Below are 16,609 nucleotides of genomic sequence, written 5' to 3' on the forward strand. Positions count from 1 at the left end.
TTATGATCTTTATTTAAAATTTATGCTGAGGCTAACAAATAGGAAGGTATATGTCGGTTATCATATCTTGCTCAGCTACTTCGGGAAAGAAACTTACTCGCTCAATAAATAGCGGTAGGTCCGCTAATTGATATTGTTGCTTTACTATCCAATGCGAATACAAATAATTGATAGCGTTACCTAGCGTATCGTCGCTTCCAGTATGTCGAATATGTGCACATTGACTCTCAGGTAACTCACTAAACTGAATATTTTCATCTCTTACATCCGGTGAGCCACGATAAGTGCAGGCTAAATCGAATCGATAGTCCTCTGGTGGTGTGACATTTGGGTCATCATAGATAATATTAAATGTTCGACTGACATTCGGCGAGAGCTTATTCTTTTTGCGCCAAGCTATAAACTTACTTATCGTTTGACTTAATTGATGTTGTGGTCCTTTATGCGACATTATCGCAATCGGCGTTTGCTCAAAATTAACAATCTCGACATTAAATTGGTCATCTGGTTCCATCATTTGGCTCCTTAACGTAATCATTGGTTGATAGTGTTGTTGCCAAGCAATCCAGTTTGGGCACCGTCTAAATTGTGAAGGACTTTGGAGAAAATGCTTTTTAAAGTTTCTGGTAAATCCTTCGTGGCTTTGATACCCATTTTCAAGGGCGATCTCAATCACCGGTTTTTCAATTCGATAGGCTAGCTGGTAAGCCGCTCGCTTTAAGCGCAGCAAATTCACTAAGGTCATTACAGTCATACCAAAGTAGTTGCTGCAAAGCCGATGGAAATGAAATTTTGATAAATGACTAATTTTACAAAGCTGTTCAACATTTATTGGCTCAGATAAATTCTGTTCAATAAAGCTCAACACCTGATTAAAACGTCGTTGATAACAACTCATCGCTGATCCCTTGTGCTTGGTAACTAAACAATACCTGAACTCCGCAATAGATCTTGACCAATCTTGCTTATTTTAAGAAATGCATAGAAATTCCTAAGATTTGTTTAACCGCAAACCTATCTTCATAATTGTATAAGCGACAATAAAATATCCTAAAAACTGACCCGTTAGAAATAATACCATTTTAGGGACAAAATTGATTTCTTCTGTGAAAAAGCTCAACATAAGTATCGCTGGTGCGACGATGACTTGATAACCAATAAAGTTTGAATGGTGATAATGGTAATTGTAAGTAAACGCTATAATGGCAATACAAACCCCAATGACTCCTGCGACCGTTGCACGCCTTATCAACGTTTGTTTAGTGAACCAGCTTATCATGCTTAGCCTCCATTAATAATAAGATGCACTGCAATACTAGCCGCGTAGCCAAGCGCTATCGCCCAACTCCATTTTAAATGACTAAAAAAGCTATACATCCCTTTAGACTGCCCCATCAATGCAACGCCAGCAGCTGAGCCTACTGACAATAAACTTCCACCAACGCCAGCGGTCATAGTCACCAATAGCCATTGGCTGGTATCCATATCTGGTTCCATCGACAATACCGCAAACATCACTGGAATATTATCAATCACCGCTGACAATAACCCTGCGATGATATTGGCGGTAGTAGCCCCCAGATCTTGGTATAAAAAGCTAGAAATTGACGTTAGAAACCCTATCGCCCCTAAACCACCGACACAGAAAATCACACCAAAGAAAAATAGCAAAGTATCCCATTCGGCACGGGCAACACGGTTAAAAATATTAAATTCTGAAATACTGCTTCCCAACTTCCGCCGTGAAACCGTTAAGTAGTAAGAGTAGAAAAACAGGTAAGAGAGCCCTGTCATCATCCCTAAATAAGGTGGCAAGTGAAGCAGCTGTTCAAAGCTAATAGCCGTGATAATCGTTAAAATAAACAACATACAGACAAAATAACCACCAGGTTTTATTTTTACTTTTGCATCTAAAGCTTTAGGTTGTAGAGCAGGAATGGCAACCCCCATGATTATCGCTGGCACAATAAAGTTAACCAATGCAGGAATAAATAAGTTAAAAAAACCAAAAAAATGAACATTACCTGATTGCCAAACCATTAGCGTAGTAATGTCACCAAACGGACTGAACGCACCACCAGCATTGGCAGCAACAACAATGTTGATAAACGATAAGGTAACAAATTTTGGCTGTTCAGCTCCTACAGCTAAAACAACGGCTCCCATTAACAAGGCCGTTGTTAAATTATCCGCAATCGGCGACATAAAAAATGCGATAAAACCGGTGATCCAATAAAGCTGCCGATAAGTAAAACCTTGTTTAATCAACCATGCTCGCAACGCTTCAAATACATTACGTTCAGTTAATGCATTTACATAGACCATTGCCGTCATTAAAAACAATAAAAGTGATGCATATTCGAGTAAGTTATGATTAAGGGCCGCGTGCATAATCGCATCACCATCTTTGCTATCAAACGCAAGAACCGCAACGATAATCCAAATAATACCGGATGCTAATATCACTGGTTTTGACTTTCTAAGCTTGATGAACTCTTCAAGTACGACTAAAAAATAGGCAAGGGTGAAGATACCAAGAGCTAAATAACCAAGTCCAGAATCACTTTTTTCCAGCGTTGCTAGGCTCTCTGCCAAGGCACTGGGAGAGTAACTGGCTAACAAAAGTGTTACAAAGCTAAAAATGAAGTTGATTGCTCGCACAAATCTTCCTAGTTAATGTCTATCACCTTAGTTAGCTTAAGACTTGTTCATTTGAGCTAGCATAGCGTTAACCGCTGCTAAATGTTCAGGGTTTTGGTGACACATGCCCTGATAGACCGCGCAAACCTCTAAAAACTCTGGCAACTCGCTTTTCTGTGCAAGTTTCATTAAACGCTTGGTTAAACGTGTCGCTTGTTTAGGTTTACTTGCTATTTCTTTCGCTAATGCCATTGTTGTTGACATTAGTGCATCAGGTTCAACCACATCCATCACAATACCATAGGTTTGAGCCGTTTGAGCATCGATGATTTTGCCGGTAAATGTCAATTCGGCGGCTTTTTGATAACCAATAAGTCGCTGCATAAACCAAGCACCGCCATCACCAGGTATTAACCCTAAATTGATAAATGTTTCACCAAACTTAGCACGAGATGAAGCAATACGCATATCACACATATTGGCTAAATCAAAACCTGCTCCAATCGCGGGCCCATTAATGGCAGCAATCACAGGGACTTCTAGCTGACTTATTGCCAGCGGCATCCGTTGGATACCTTGACGGTAACGTTGTTCAAGTGTTTGGACATCACCTTCAAAATCACCAGATTTACTGGCCATATCCCGAACATTACCGCCAGAGGAAAATGCGCTACCCTGACCAGTGATCACTAGTACAGCGATGTCATGGTTTTTATTAACCCATTCACAGGTTAATACGATATCATCAACCAATGCAGTTCCGGTTAAAGCATTACGAACATCATGACGCTCAAATTGCAGTAACGCTATGCCACTATCTAGGGTTAGACTGCTATCAGTTAATTGTGGTGTGGCTAACATATTGTTTCCTTTTGATAAGTTGCGACGGTTAGTTATGCTGCTTTGCTTTTTGCCAGTATGCCTCTAGCTCCGATAATGAATGTTGTTCAAAGGATTGCCCTGATTGTTTTACTTGCGCCTCAACTTGATGAAAACGGAGGGTAAACTTCTGGTTGGCTTGACGCAGCAAGCTTTCAGGATCTTGCTTTGCGTGACGACATAAATTGACGACAGCAAACATTAAATCACCTAACTCCTCGGCAAGGTTTTCTTTAGATTGATGTAGCTCCTGCTTAACTTCTTGTACTTCTTCTTCAACTTTAGCGAAGACATCATCGATATTATCCCAATCAAAGCCGACATGCGCGCAGCGTTTTTGAATCTTTGCCGCTTGAGATAATGCCGGCAAGGCTTTAGGGATATCTGCTAATATGCTTAGCTCGCTATCATTTTGTTTTTGTTGGCGCTCCTTAGCTTTTTCATTTTCCCAGTTGGCTTTAATTTGCGCATCGGTGGTTAAACTCTTATCACCAAAGACATGAGGGTGCCTACGGATCAGCTTTTCACAAATGGCTGCAACCACACTATCAAAGTTAAATTTACTTTGCTCCTGCCCCAATTGACTATAAAAGATCACCTGAAATAACAAATCACCAAGTTCCTTTTCTAGCTCGGTAAAGTCTTGTGATTCAATCGCATCTGCAACTTCATAGGCTTCTTCGATCGTATGAGGCACAATTGATGCGAAGGTTTGTTTAATATCCCAAGGACATCCTGCTTCAGGATCTCTAAGTTGCGACATGATCCAACGGAGTTTTTCTATGGAAGGTTTATCATTTTTCATCATTATAATTTCTTATTAGAGCGTGTTGATCTTTACTGTTTGTTTTTGCAGTGATTTAGACGTCATTTATACAAGACAGAGTCAATGTTTCATAGTTATTCTATTCGAATTGACGATAACACAGTATAAATGGCGTATAAACGCTGTCCTACGGATTCGTTTAAATGTGCTTTGCCCTTTGTTGCCTATAAGACCTAAGTACTTAGCGTGAGCAGGACGCAGAAGCTCTGCAAGGATTTTACATAGAATAACTATGCTACATTCCTTGCGCCGTGGTCAAAACACATTTAACTCGAACAAAAATAAAACATGAAAATTCAAGACGCTCTAATTATTTTCTAATCGCTTCGATAACATCATCTAATTGCAAAAACTTGTTTAACAACCGCGTTAAACTATCATTGCTCTCAATCTCTAATTGAATCGACATTGTCGTCGTTTCTTTTGCTTGATCAAAATGACTTTCTAAACCGATAATCATTAGGCGCTCATTAGCGATAATCGTCGAAATATCTCGAATCAATCCTTGTCTATCATAAGCGGTGATCATAATAGTCACTTTGTAAGCGCCTTTACTTTGCTCACCCCATTGAACGTCGACCTGCCTCTCAGGTTGAGTAGATAATAAATGAGCAAGTTGTTCGCAATCTTGTCGATGAATTGAAATTCCGCGCCCCTGGGTAATAAAGCCAGTAATTTCGTCACCATGAACTGGCATACAACACTTAGCCATGTGAGTTAACAAATTACCAACGCCTGAAACCGTAATACCATTGTTATCAACTTTTGATTTCTGTACTGATGGTTTACTGACCAGACTCTGTAAGTCAACTTCAGCTTTCGGTTGTAGTTTTTCTGCTTGTTGATGAAGAAAATTAACCACTTGCTGCAGTCTGGCGTTTCCGCTTCCTAGTGCAGCAAATAAATCTTCCAGTGTGTTCATATTAAATTTATTAACCGCTGCCGACAAATCAACTGCAGTTAACTGCAATTTTTCCAACTCTTGCTCTAATTGCTCTTTGCCTAGAGCGATGTGTTTATCTCGATCTTGGAGCCTGAAAAAGTGCTGTACTTTAGCTCTGGCTCTTGGTGTGTGAATATAGTGCAGATTAGGATTTAGCCAGTCTCTGCTGGGGTTAGGAGTATTACTGGTTAGGATCTCAACCTGATCACCAGTTTTAAGGCGATGGGTAAATGGTACAATGCGGCCAAATACCTTTGCACCAATGCAACGGTGGCCAACATTAGAATGAATGTAATAAGCAAAATCTAAAGGTGTTGAACCTGCAGGTAAATCTATTACATCACCTTGAGGTGTAAATACGTAAATTCTATCTTCAAAAACTTGGCTGCGCAGTTCATCAATGAAATCATCATTTTCACTAACGTCTTCTTGCCATTGTAGTATTTTTCTTAACCAACTAATTTTATCGTCAAAACCGGTTGTTTTGCCGCTCGCAGTTCCTTCTTTATAACGCCAATGAGCAGCGACACCAAGTTCGGCATCATCATCCATCTGCTGCGTACGAATTTGTACTTCTACCGACTTTCCTTCGGGTCCCAATACCACGGTATGAATTGACTGATAACCATTGGCTTTAGGTGTCGCGACATAGTCATCAAATTCACTCGGCAAATGTTTCCAGTTAGTATGAACTACCCCCAATGCGCCATAACAATCTTGTATCCTTTCGACAATGACACGAACGGCCCTGACATCAAATAATTGCTCAAAATCCAACGATTTCTTTTGCATTTTTTTCCAGATGCTAAAGATGTGTTTCGGGCGACCGTAAACTTTTCCTTTTATTTCTTCTGTTTTTAGTTTTTCATTGAGCGAAGCAACAAAGTCAATCATGTACTGCTCTCTGTCCAAACGTTTCTCAGCAAGTAACTTGGCGATTTTTTTATAAACATCAGGATGAAGATAACGAAAAGCAATATCTTCTAACTCCCACTTCAATTGGCCTATACCCAAACGGTTTGCCAGCGGAGCATAAATAGTTTCAGTTTCTTTAGCTGCGATAACTCGTGTTTCTTCGTCATAATTCTTAACTAACCTTAAATAACAAAGTCTTTCTGCAAGTTTTATCACCACGGCACGAACATCATCAACCATGGCCAAAAGCATTTTTCTCACTTTTTCTATCTGATTTTCAGCGGCTTTACCTTTATGGCTTCGGTGTAATGAACGAATGGCGTCCATTTGAACAACGCCATGGCATAGGTCACAAACATTCTTAGAAAAATTTTCATCTAAGAACGCTTGGTTTATCATCTTATACTCCAATAACGGGAACATAAAAGCTGCGATGAGCGAGTCACTGTCTAAATTCAATGACACCAAAATTTCGACCATTTCAAATGATTTAGTCTCACATTCTTCATTACCAGCAAACATATCCTTTACCCGCCCCCAAAGCTGCTCTAACGCCTCGCGTTTAGGAGCAACTAATTCAAGCGAATCTAACCAATGTTCAAAGCTTGTTTCAGACATTTGATGAGACTTTCTAACCGAAACCATGAATCCCTCTTTTGTTGTTTAAATGTGATATCTGGCCAGTGCATTAGGATGACAACAGCGATGCTATCCATTTGTGCTAAGTTATGCCATGATACGCCTTACTCTACTATAAAAGATTAAACACTAAAGTTCAGTGAATAATGCATAAAATTAGTCTGAAAGATTGGGTAATTTTATTAACCCTAGTACCAACAACGTTAATTGGAATAACGCTTGCTGGCTATTTCTCATACAATCGGTATGCTGAACTCGATCATTATTTAACAGAGCGCTCTCGCAGTGTTATTGAGCCTTTAGCAATTGCTAGTGTCGAAGCACTGACAGAAAATAAACGTGACAAACTCCGTAATCTCGTAGGATTTGCACATCGCAGCCAGTCATCAATCATTAAAAGCATCACAGTTTTTACAAAAGATAATCAAATTTTTGTTACCAGCGCCTATCACGGCGATATTGGTTTAATGCGCCTCAGCCCTAATGAAAGCATTCCAGAAACAACGACTGTGACGGATAACAATGACTATTTGATTTTTCGTACACCGATTATCAATGAAATTAACCTTGATAGCAGTAGCACTGGAAATAATTTATCTCAAGGAATCGTTGGCTATATTGCCATGCAAATAGACAAAAATGAGATAAAGTATGACCAACAAAGCCAAGTACTCGTTGCCTTTACCTTGGTGATTTTAGGTGTACTGATTAATGCCATTTTCTCTATTCGCTTAATAAAAAATGTTACTCGCCCAATCAAATCTATGGTGCAGGCCGTTGATAGAATAAGAGAAGGAAAGCTAGAGAGTCGTGTTAGTGGGCAACTTATTGGCGAATTGAATTTTTTAAAGAATGGTGTTAATGCCATGGCTCAATCGCTTGGAGATTATCATGATGAGATGCAGAAAAGCATTGACCAAGCAACCATCGACTTGAGAGAAAGCCTTGAACAATTTGAGATCCAAAACGTAGAGCTTGATATTGCTAAACGTAAAGCGCAAGAAGCTAATAAGGTGAAGTCAGAATTTTTGGCAAATATGAGTCATGAGCTACGCACACCATTGAATGGTGTTATTGGCTTTACTCGTCAGGTATTAAAGACTCCATTAACCGATACTCAGCGTGATTATTTACAGACCATAGAACGTTCAGCGGCAAATTTGCTAGCAATCATTAACGATATTCTTGATTTCTCGAAACTTGATGCCGGTAAAATGGTTATCGAAAAAGTACCTTTCTCGCTGCGTGAATCTGTAGAAGAGTCCTTAACCTTGCTTGCTCCAAGCGCTCATAAGAAAAATATCGAGCTTTCTTTACGAGTTAATCACAACCTTCCGGATTCATATATCGGCGATGCGATGAGAATAAAGCAAATTCTCATTAACCTTGCCAGTAACGCCATTAAATTTACCGATGATGGCTATGTTAATATTGAAATAGACAGTGAACTAATCAGTCAACAAAGTGCTGTCTTAAAAGTGACGGTGACCGACAGCGGTATTGGTATGAGCGCTCAGCAACAAGAGTCAATTTTTGAAGCATTTGGACAAGCAGATCAAAGTGTGACCAGGCTCTACGGCGGTACAGGACTCGGCTTAGTTATTTCGCAGCGACTTGTTGCCGAAATGAACGGTGAGATAGGCTTCTTCAGTGAGGAGAAAAAAGGCTCAACGTTTTGGTTTACTTTCCAGTGCGAAGTTAATCCAATTCCAGAAAGTATTTCTTTATCTCCTGCTTTACTGGTAAAACAACGAATACTGTATTTTGAGTCGCATCACTATAGCAGCGTCGCAACAACAGAAATTTTAGAAAAGTGGCAAATGCAGGTAACAAAAGTCTCAAACATGGTTGAGGTAACCGAAGTTCTTGCTCGGCAACAATTTGACCTTGCCTTAATTGGCCACGACGCAACCCCAACGGCACTGAACAATTTAAAAGAGCTTATCCATAAAATTAAGCAACATGTCCCTATTATTCACCTTGCCATTAATAGTAACTCACCTAACTTGCAAGAAGCGCTCATTGTCGCCGGTGCAAAAAGCTGTATAAGCAAACCAATAACAGCAGATAAACTGCAAAAAGTATTAGCGCCAAGTAAGATGAACTTGCCTGCTTATGAAATGCAAGCCACCGAAAACAAACTTCCGATTAAAGTGCTAGCGGTCGACGATAATGATGCCAATTTAAAACTCATTAATGCCTTATTAAATGAGCAAGTTCAAGAAGTAATGTTAGCAACCAATGGTAAAGAAGCCGTAAAACTTTGTGAGAATGAAAAATTTGCCTTGATCTTTATGGACATTCAAATGCCGGTAATGGATGGCATTACCGCGCTTAAAAATATTAAAGCGCATACCTTCAACGAACAAACGCCAATTATCGCTGTTACCGCACATGCGCTAAGCAGTGAAAAGGATAAACTCATCAATGAAGGGTTTGACTCGTATATGACCAAACCAATTGATGAGGCAATGCTCAAACACATTATTTATGAATACTGTGATCCTCAATTATTAGGGCAAAGGCTGCTTACGATAGCAGACAATCAAGCGCCTGCAGACAAAGAAGAAGTACTCCCCAATATTGAAAGCTCACCGGTACCATTAGCTAAAGTTATAGATTGGCAATTAGCACTCAAACGAGCGGGTAAAAAGTCAAAACTTGCCCACGATATGCTACACGGTTTAGTCGACAGTTTACCTGAAACAAAACAATTGTTAGAGTCGACGTTAATTGCTCAAGATATTGAACAGCTGAAAGTCACTATTCATAAGCTCAATGGAGCCTGCTGTTATTCTGGCGTGCCAAGCCTTGCTCAAATAGTTCATCACCTTGAAACAGCGTTAAAACAAGGTGAACTTATCGATGATCTTGAACCTGAATTTTCAGAGCTTTTTGAACATATTGATAATGTCATCCATTTTGCGCCACAATTCTTTGATGAACTTAAGCAAACCACAGAAGTAACTTAAAAGGTATAACAAGGGTTAAGCTATTATTAACGCTTTAAGATGATATAGGTAAAATGTCGAAGCTAAGAATTTTTAAGGCCGTTGCGTTAGCGCTTTTGTGAACAACAATGTAAAGACACAGCTTCATGGAAGCTGAAGACAGCCACTAATAACTGTAAAACAAGAAATGAGCTATCAACGGATATGAATGTTTGGCGAAGTATCTATTTCACCGTCTTCACTGATAACAGCAACACCTCCATTACAAATCAATACAGCAATACTGTGTCCGTTTTCATTGCGAACAAATTGAAGTTCATAGCCAAAACGTCCTAAGCTACTTGCTGAGAATTTTTGCGCCAAAGATAACTTGTTCCACCACACAGATTTCTCTGGAGGCTCTTTTCTTCTTTCTACAATAGGTTGTTTAAGTGACTGCATATAACACGACCTAAGACCAAATTAACAGCGAGTATAGTTCTGAGTATAGGTGATATAAAAAAAAATACTAATTTTTTGTACAATTAACTTGAGAGGACAACGAACGCTGTTGCGTAGTGCTTTTCATCTGAAAGTGATATATGCCAATCTCTAGCACCCTTGCTTTTGGCAACTTCCAAAGCGCGTTCTGACAACTGCAAACTCGGTTGACCGGATGCCAAGTTGATAATCTCAAAGTGTTGAAAAGAGACACCCGCAGCGATACCTGTGCCGAGGGCTTTAGCTGCGGCCTCTTTTCCAGCCCATCGTTTCGCTAAAAAAGCATCCGAAACCTTAAGTGAACAATAATGTTGAAATTCGTTTTCGGTCAATATTCGTTTGGCAAGTTTAACCTTAACTGCATTGTCCATCTGAGCGATGCGCGAGATTTCAACAATATCATTTCCAATACCAATGACAGACATAACCTTCCTTAACTTCTCGCCTCTATCATCAAGCGCTTCATATCACGAACAGCCTTGTCCAAACCATCGATAGCCGCTCGGGCGATAATCGCGTGCCCAATATTCAATTCTATGATCTCAGGAATCGCAGCAATCGGCTTCACATTAAAGTAATTTAGACCGTGGCCGGCGTTCACTTTCAATCCTTTAGCATGAGCATACTCTATTCCTTTAATGAGTCGCTGCAACTCTTCCTGCTGGCTCTCTTCATCTGCTGCATCAGCATAACCACCCGTATGAATTTCGATAAAGGGTGCGCCACTCATTACTGCCGCGTCGATTTGAGCTAAATCAGCATCAATAAATAGACTTGTTTTTATGCCCGATGCGGCCAGTCTTGCTACTGCGTCATTGATCTTATCTTGCTGCCCCGCAACATCAAGCCCACCTTCGGTGGTTAACTCTTCTCGTTTTTCAGGCACTAAACAACAAAACTCGGGCTTAACCTCGCATGCGATTGTCAGCATTTCTTCTGTGACTGCCATTTCAAGATTCATCCGAGTCTGTAACGTTTGCTTCATAACATAAACATCTCGATCTTGGATATGGCGACGATCTTCACGTAAATGTATGGTAATCCCATCAGCGCCAGCATGTTCGGCAACACTTGCAGCATGTGCGGGGTCAGGAAAGCTCGTACCTCGAGCCTGACGCAGTGTCGCAATATGATCAACATTTACACCTAATAATATATCTTTCATTCTAACCTCTTTTAAATAGCTTGCGACTATGGAGTGTTTTATCTCCAAGTATATGTTCTATAACCTGCCGCATCAGTAATTTGTAAGCACGACGAGTTTGTTGAGTCACGATGTTGCCATCTGCAATTGCCTGAATATCTATTACCTGATATATCGGGTAATGATACTGTTTATTGGCCTCGACAAACCCTAGATTGGGAATATACTGAACTTCTTGCCCTTGGGAGGCAAGCAAAGATGAGAAATCAATGGATTCACCCAATTCATCAAGCAACATTCGTTCAAACTGTCGCAAGATCTTTTCTAAATCAACGCCTTGAACCAACGAATGAATACTGTGATGATACAATGCGAATAGCTCAGGGCAAGGTGCTAATTCAGGTAAAAGCTTAACTAACAACTCATTTAAATAGAATGCACTATACAAGCTATCTTTTTTAAGCGGTAACGAGCGACCATCTGATTCAACTAGAGTTAATTTTCGTAAACTGTGATGACCTGAAAAAGAGACTATTAAAGGTCTAAATGGTTGCAGTAAGCTCTTTCTATCTGACTTAGCTGAGTGGCTAATAAAAGTAACAGCCGCTACCTTTCCGCTATGTTCAGTAATAAACTCAACGAGTAATTGATTTTCCTTGTAGGGACGATGATGCAATAAGTAAGCAGCTTGTAATGACTCATTCATCACTATTTACCAATGTTGCCCCAATGACCTGTTGAAATGACAAACTATGAATGCCTAACTCTTGTCAACCACACTTTAACCAGAGTAGTCATCACCATAGCCAAGACTGCGTAGAGCGCGTTCATCATCTGCCCAACCAGACTTAACCTTAACCCAAGTTTCAAGAAAAACACGTTGACCAAATAGTTCTTGCATATCTTTACGAGCTTCTTGACCAATTGTTTTTAACTTTTCACCTTTATTACCGATAACCATACGTTTTTGTGAATTGCGCTCGATCAGTATTAAAGCGTTAATGTGTAAAACACCTTTATCATCAACTTTAAATTGCTCAATTTCAACGGTAGTAGAGTAAGGCAGTTCATCACCGGTAAAGCGCATTAGCTTTTCTCTAAGAATTTCCGATGCCATAAAACGGCTAGAACGATCCGTTATATAATCCTCAGGAAACCAAAAATCGCCCTCTGGCAATGTGTTCAAACACATGGCTCTTATTTTATCGACGTTATCTCCTTTACTTGCAGAGATCGGGACAATATCGGAAAACTCGTGCATCGCACCGAGCTTTTGCAAATGAGGTAGCAAGGCTTCTTTATCTTGGACATTATCAACCTTATTGACAATCAAGATACACGGTGCACCACTCTTTTTAACCTTATTCAAGACTAATTCATCGTCAGACGTCCAATGCGTCCCTTCAACTAAAAAGAGTACTAACTCTACTTCTGCTATTGAACTGCTAGCCGCCCTATTCATTAAACGATTAATGGCACGTTTTTCTTCTGCATGTAAGCCCGGAGTATCAACTAAAACGGCTTGATGGTCACCCTCAGTTAAAATGCCGAGAATACGATGACGAGTTGTCTGTGGCTTTCTTGAGGTAATACTAATTTTTTGTCCTAACAAGGCATTAAGTAATGTAGATTTACCAACATTCGGACGACCTACAATGGCGATAAGACCACAACGTTGTTGAGTTGTCATTAACTTTCTCCAGCCTTTAATAACGATAATACTTGCTTTGCAGCCGATTGCTCGGCTTTGCGTCGACTAGAGCCCTTAGTAATGACTTCTTGTTCTATTACTGCCGTTGTACAACGAACAGTGAATTCTTGATTATGCGACTGCCCAGTAGTGTTGATTACCTCATACTGTGGCAGTTCAATTTTCCTACCTTGAAGATATTCCTGTAATTGCGTTTTAGGATCTTTTTGTGCTTGTCCCGGCTTTATAGCCGACAATCGTGGTTCAAACCATTTCAATACTAAAGTGCGACAAGTATCAATATCGGAATCCAAATAAACCGCTCCAATGATCGCCTCAATAGCATCTTCGAGTATAGACTCTCTTCGATGCCCACCACTTTTCATCTCACCTGGACCAAGAATTAAATACTCACCTAATTCAAAACTTCTCGCTAATTCAGCTAAGGTCACCCCTTTCACTAAACTAGATCGCATGCGGGTCAAATCGCCCTCATTAACTTTGGGAAATTGCTCATATAATGCTTGAGCAATGACAAAACCAAGTATGGAATCCCCTAAAAACTCTAAACGTTCGTTATGCTTCCCTTTGGCACTTCGATGAGTTAAGGCTCTGACAAGAAGCGATTCATCATTAAATTGGTAATCAATTTTTTTGCTAAGGCGAGCAATCGCCAAAGCTGTGTTCTTGCGCATTACTGAATACTACCTATTCGGTCGAAACGAATGCCGGTTGGTATCCAACGAGGTAAGAAATCGTCTTCACTTCGTTCAAAATCAAAACTCATCCAGATAGCAACAGCTTCACCAACTAAGTTTTGTTCGGGAACAAAGCCCCAAAAGCGACCATCTAAACTATTATCGCGATTGTCACCCATGACAAAATAATGTCCTTTAGGTACAACAAATTCATCGCGTTGACTGCCATTTTGTTGAAAAAAGTGCTCAGTACGTTGAAGAATCTGATTATTCACCAAAATATCATGCGTTTTATTTGGTAACTTTTCAGTGTAGCGAGTCAATGTCTCTTGCTCGCTGCTGTATTCATCACTGTTAACAAAGGTAGTTTCAACTTGTTCAAACTCTGGACACTTGGCATCGCTGACTTGACATGCTGGCTTGATATACAAAGACTTATTTCGATATATGACTCTATCGCCCGGCAATCCAATAACTCGCTTAATGAAATCGGTATTAGGATCAACAGGGTATTTAAAGACGACCACATCGCCTCGCTCCGGTGCACCATTTTCATAAAACTTATGGCGAGCAACAGGATCTCTTAAGCCATAATTAAATTTATTGACTAAGATAAAGTCGCCATCAAGCAAGGTTGGCATCATCGAACCTGATGGAATTTGAAACGGTTCGTATAAGAAAGACCTTAGAATCAATACAAACGCAATAACAGGAAATACCTGCACTGAGGTATCAACAAAACCTGATGGTTCAAGCAGTTTTTCAACCACTTCAGGCGTTAAGTCACTTTCACATTGCTGTTGAGCGGCAGCTAATTTCAATTGTCTTTGCGGCGCTAGATAGAACTTATCCGCGAGCCAGACAATGCCAGTAATTACCGTAACTATTACTAAAAAAATTGAAAAATAAACTGCCATAACCGTCCTATTACTTTTCGAGTTTCAATACAGCAAGAAACGCTTCTTGAGGTACTTCTACATTACCCACTTGTTTCATGCGTTTTTTACCTTCTTTTTGCTTTTGAAGAAGCTTTTTCTTACGTGAAACATCGCCACCATAACATTTAGCCGTTACATTCTTACGTAACTGTTTCACCGTTGTACGTGCAATGATGTTATTGCCAATCGCAGCTTGAATTGCAATATCAAACATTTGTCGGTGAATAAGCTCTCTTAACTTTTCTACTAACATACGACCGCGAGCAACAGAATTACTTCTATGGGTGATCATCGCAAGCGCATCGACGCGATCACCATTGATCATCACGTCAACTCTGACCATATCCGCAGCTTCAAAACGGACAAAATGATAATCAAGCGATGCATAACCACGACTTGTCGATTTCAACTTATCAAAAAAGTCCATGACGACTTCAGCCATCGGTAACTCGTATGTTACCGCAACTTGATTACCATGATAGATAATATCTTTTTGTACACCGCGTTTTTCAATACACAAAGTAATGACGTTACCAAGGTGCTCTTGCGGTACAAGAATGTTTGCTTGAACTATCGGTTCACGTATTTCATCAATATTATTAAGTGGTGGCAAATCCGTCGGATTATCAATCGATAAAATATCACCATTGGTGCATGCAATCTCATAATTAACAGTTGGGGCAGTTGTTATTAAATCAAGGTCATATTCCCGAGCTAAACGCTCTTGAATAATCTCCATGTGTAACATCCCCAAAAAGCCGACCCTAAAACCAAAACCTAATGCCGATGAATTTTCGGGTTCAAAAAATAATGACGCATCATTAAGGCTTAGCTTATTGAGCGCTTCTCTGAAGTTTTCGTATTCATCTGAACTAATTGGAAAAATACCGGCATAGACTTGAGGCTGTACCTTCTTAAAACCCGGTAAAGGCTTATCAGCCTCTTTCTTCGCGATGGTTAACGTATCACCAACAGGTGCACCATGAATCTCTTTAATACCAGCGATTACAAAGCCAACTTCACCCGTTTTTAATATGCCTGTTTCATACTGTTTAGGGGTAAAGATACCGACTTTATCAACGATATGAGTTTGTCCTGTAGACATCACCACCATCTTGTCGCCTTTACGAATTTCACCATTCATCACACGAACGAGGGAAACTACCCCTTGGTAATTATCAAACCAAGAATCGATGATTAGCGCTTGAAGATTAGCATTAGGATCACCTTTCGGTGGAGGAATATTGGCCACAATGGTTTCTAGTACATCTTCGATACCAAGACCGGTTTTTGCTGAACATGTAACAGCACCTGTTGCATCGATACCGATAATGTCTTCTATCTCTTCTGCTACTCTATCTGGATCAGCCTGAGGAAGATCGATTTTATTCAAAATGGGAAGTACTTCCAAATCCATTTCGATAGCGGTGTAGCAGTTTGCCACTGTTTGAGCTTCAACACCTTGTCCGGCATCTACAACTAACAACGCTCCTTCACAAGAGGCTAGAGAACGAGAAACTTCATAGGAAAAATCGACGTGTCCTGGCGTATCGATAAAATTTAACTGATAGGTTTCTCCATCTTTGGCTTTATAATCAAGCGTAACACTTTGCGCTTTGATGGTAATACCGCGTTCTCTTTCTAAATCCATTGAATCGAGTACTTGAGCTTCCATTTCGCGATCTTGCAATCCTCCACAATGTTGGATCAAGCGATCTGATAAAGTGGATTTACCATGGTCAATGTGAGCGATAATAGAAAAATTTCGGATATGTTTCATAGATGAAAATTCAATTCAAAGGGTAATAAAGTAAATAATTGCGAGATTTTATCGAATTTAGCGCTCTGCCGCTATCTTTTGTTGAT

At 40.0% G+C, this 16,609-nt stretch carries 15 protein-coding genes; 1 reads left to right on the forward strand and 14 read right to left on the reverse strand.

The window, feature by feature from the left end:
- Positions 1 to 31 precede the first annotated feature (31 nt).
- From ACSLUH_RS10995 to relA, 6 genes are all read right to left on the reverse strand, one after another.
- Positions 32 to 898, reverse strand: a complete 867-nt coding sequence (locus ACSLUH_RS10995; RefSeq protein ID WP_448566895.1) for an AraC family transcriptional regulator — start codon at positions 896 to 898, stop codon at positions 32 to 34.
- 93 nt (positions 899 to 991) lie between these two features.
- Entirely contained in the window at positions 992 to 1,279 is a 288-nt protein-coding gene (locus tag ACSLUH_RS11000) for a hypothetical protein (protein ID WP_448566897.1), read from the reverse strand.
- Positions 1,280 to 1,281: 2 nt separating this feature from the next.
- Positions 1,282 to 2,661 (reverse strand): sodium:proton antiporter NhaD, encoded by a 1,380-nt coding sequence (nhaD, locus tag ACSLUH_RS11005; RefSeq protein ID WP_448566899.1) that lies wholly within the window; start codon positions 2,659 to 2,661, stop codon positions 1,282 to 1,284.
- 36 nt (positions 2,662 to 2,697) lie between these two features.
- Positions 2,698 to 3,501 (reverse strand): enoyl-CoA hydratase-related protein, encoded by an 804-nt coding sequence (locus ACSLUH_RS11010; RefSeq protein ID WP_448566901.1) that lies wholly within the window; start codon positions 3,499 to 3,501, stop codon positions 2,698 to 2,700.
- 28 nt (positions 3,502 to 3,529) lie between these two features.
- Complete coding sequence (gene mazG / locus ACSLUH_RS11015) at positions 3,530 to 4,324, reverse strand: nucleoside triphosphate pyrophosphohydrolase (protein WP_448567028.1); 795 nt, start codon at positions 4,322 to 4,324, stop codon at positions 3,530 to 3,532.
- A gap of 331 nt (positions 4,325 to 4,655) precedes the next feature.
- Positions 4,656 to 6,848 (reverse strand): GTP diphosphokinase, encoded by a 2,193-nt coding sequence (gene relA, locus ACSLUH_RS11020; RefSeq protein WP_448566903.1) that lies wholly within the window; start codon positions 6,846 to 6,848, stop codon positions 4,656 to 4,658.
- 140 nt (positions 6,849 to 6,988) lie between these two features.
- Here relA and barA point away from each other — a divergent pair, with 140 nt between their 5' ends.
- Positions 6,989 to 9,814: a two-component sensor histidine kinase BarA gene (barA, locus tag ACSLUH_RS11025; protein WP_448566905.1), complete on the forward strand. Its 2,826-nt coding sequence runs from the start codon at positions 6,989 to 6,991 to the stop codon at positions 9,812 to 9,814.
- 174 nt (positions 9,815 to 9,988) lie between these two features.
- On the opposite strand, the gene ACSLUH_RS11030 is transcribed toward barA, so the two are convergent.
- The 8 genes from ACSLUH_RS11030 to lepA form a co-directional block, all read right to left on the reverse strand.
- Positions 9,989 to 10,234 carry a hypothetical protein gene (locus ACSLUH_RS11030; RefSeq protein WP_448566906.1) on the reverse strand — a complete coding sequence of 82 codons (246 nt, stop codon included), beginning with the start codon at positions 10,232 to 10,234 and terminating at the stop codon, positions 9,989 to 9,991.
- 83 nt (positions 10,235 to 10,317) lie between these two features.
- Positions 10,318 to 10,698 carry a holo-ACP synthase gene (acpS, locus tag ACSLUH_RS11035; RefSeq protein WP_448566908.1) on the reverse strand — a complete coding sequence of 127 codons (381 nt, stop codon included), beginning with the start codon at positions 10,696 to 10,698 and terminating at the stop codon, positions 10,318 to 10,320.
- Between the two features lie 8 nt (positions 10,699 to 10,706).
- On the reverse strand, positions 10,707 to 11,438 hold the full coding sequence (pdxJ, locus tag ACSLUH_RS11040) for a pyridoxine 5'-phosphate synthase (protein ID WP_448566910.1): 732 nt from the start codon (positions 11,436 to 11,438) through the stop codon (positions 10,707 to 10,709).
- Position 11,439: 1 nt separating this feature from the next.
- Positions 11,440 to 12,123 carry a DNA repair protein RecO gene (recO, locus tag ACSLUH_RS11045; RefSeq protein ID WP_448566912.1) on the reverse strand — a complete coding sequence of 228 codons (684 nt, stop codon included), beginning with the start codon at positions 12,121 to 12,123 and terminating at the stop codon, positions 11,440 to 11,442.
- 75 nt (positions 12,124 to 12,198) lie between these two features.
- Positions 12,199 to 13,107 carry a GTPase Era gene (gene era, locus ACSLUH_RS11050; protein WP_448566914.1) on the reverse strand — a complete coding sequence of 303 codons (909 nt, stop codon included), beginning with the start codon at positions 13,105 to 13,107 and terminating at the stop codon, positions 12,199 to 12,201.
- Positions 13,107 to 13,802, reverse strand: coding sequence for a ribonuclease III (gene rnc, locus ACSLUH_RS11055; protein ID WP_448566916.1), 696 nt, complete (start codon positions 13,800 to 13,802; stop codon positions 13,107 to 13,109). The genes era and rnc overlap by 1 nt, the downstream gene beginning before the upstream one ends.
- Positions 13,802 to 14,722: a signal peptidase I gene (gene lepB, locus ACSLUH_RS11060; protein WP_448566918.1), complete on the reverse strand. Its 921-nt coding sequence runs from the start codon at positions 14,720 to 14,722 to the stop codon at positions 13,802 to 13,804. The genes rnc and lepB overlap by 1 nt, the downstream gene beginning before the upstream one ends.
- A gap of 10 nt (positions 14,723 to 14,732) precedes the next feature.
- Positions 14,733 to 16,523 carry a translation elongation factor 4 gene (gene lepA / locus ACSLUH_RS11065; protein ID WP_448566920.1) on the reverse strand — a complete coding sequence of 597 codons (1,791 nt, stop codon included), beginning with the start codon at positions 16,521 to 16,523 and terminating at the stop codon, positions 14,733 to 14,735.
- Between the last annotated feature and the right edge of the window lie 86 nt (positions 16,524 to 16,609).

The organism is Thalassotalea ganghwensis (assembly GCF_053485795.1).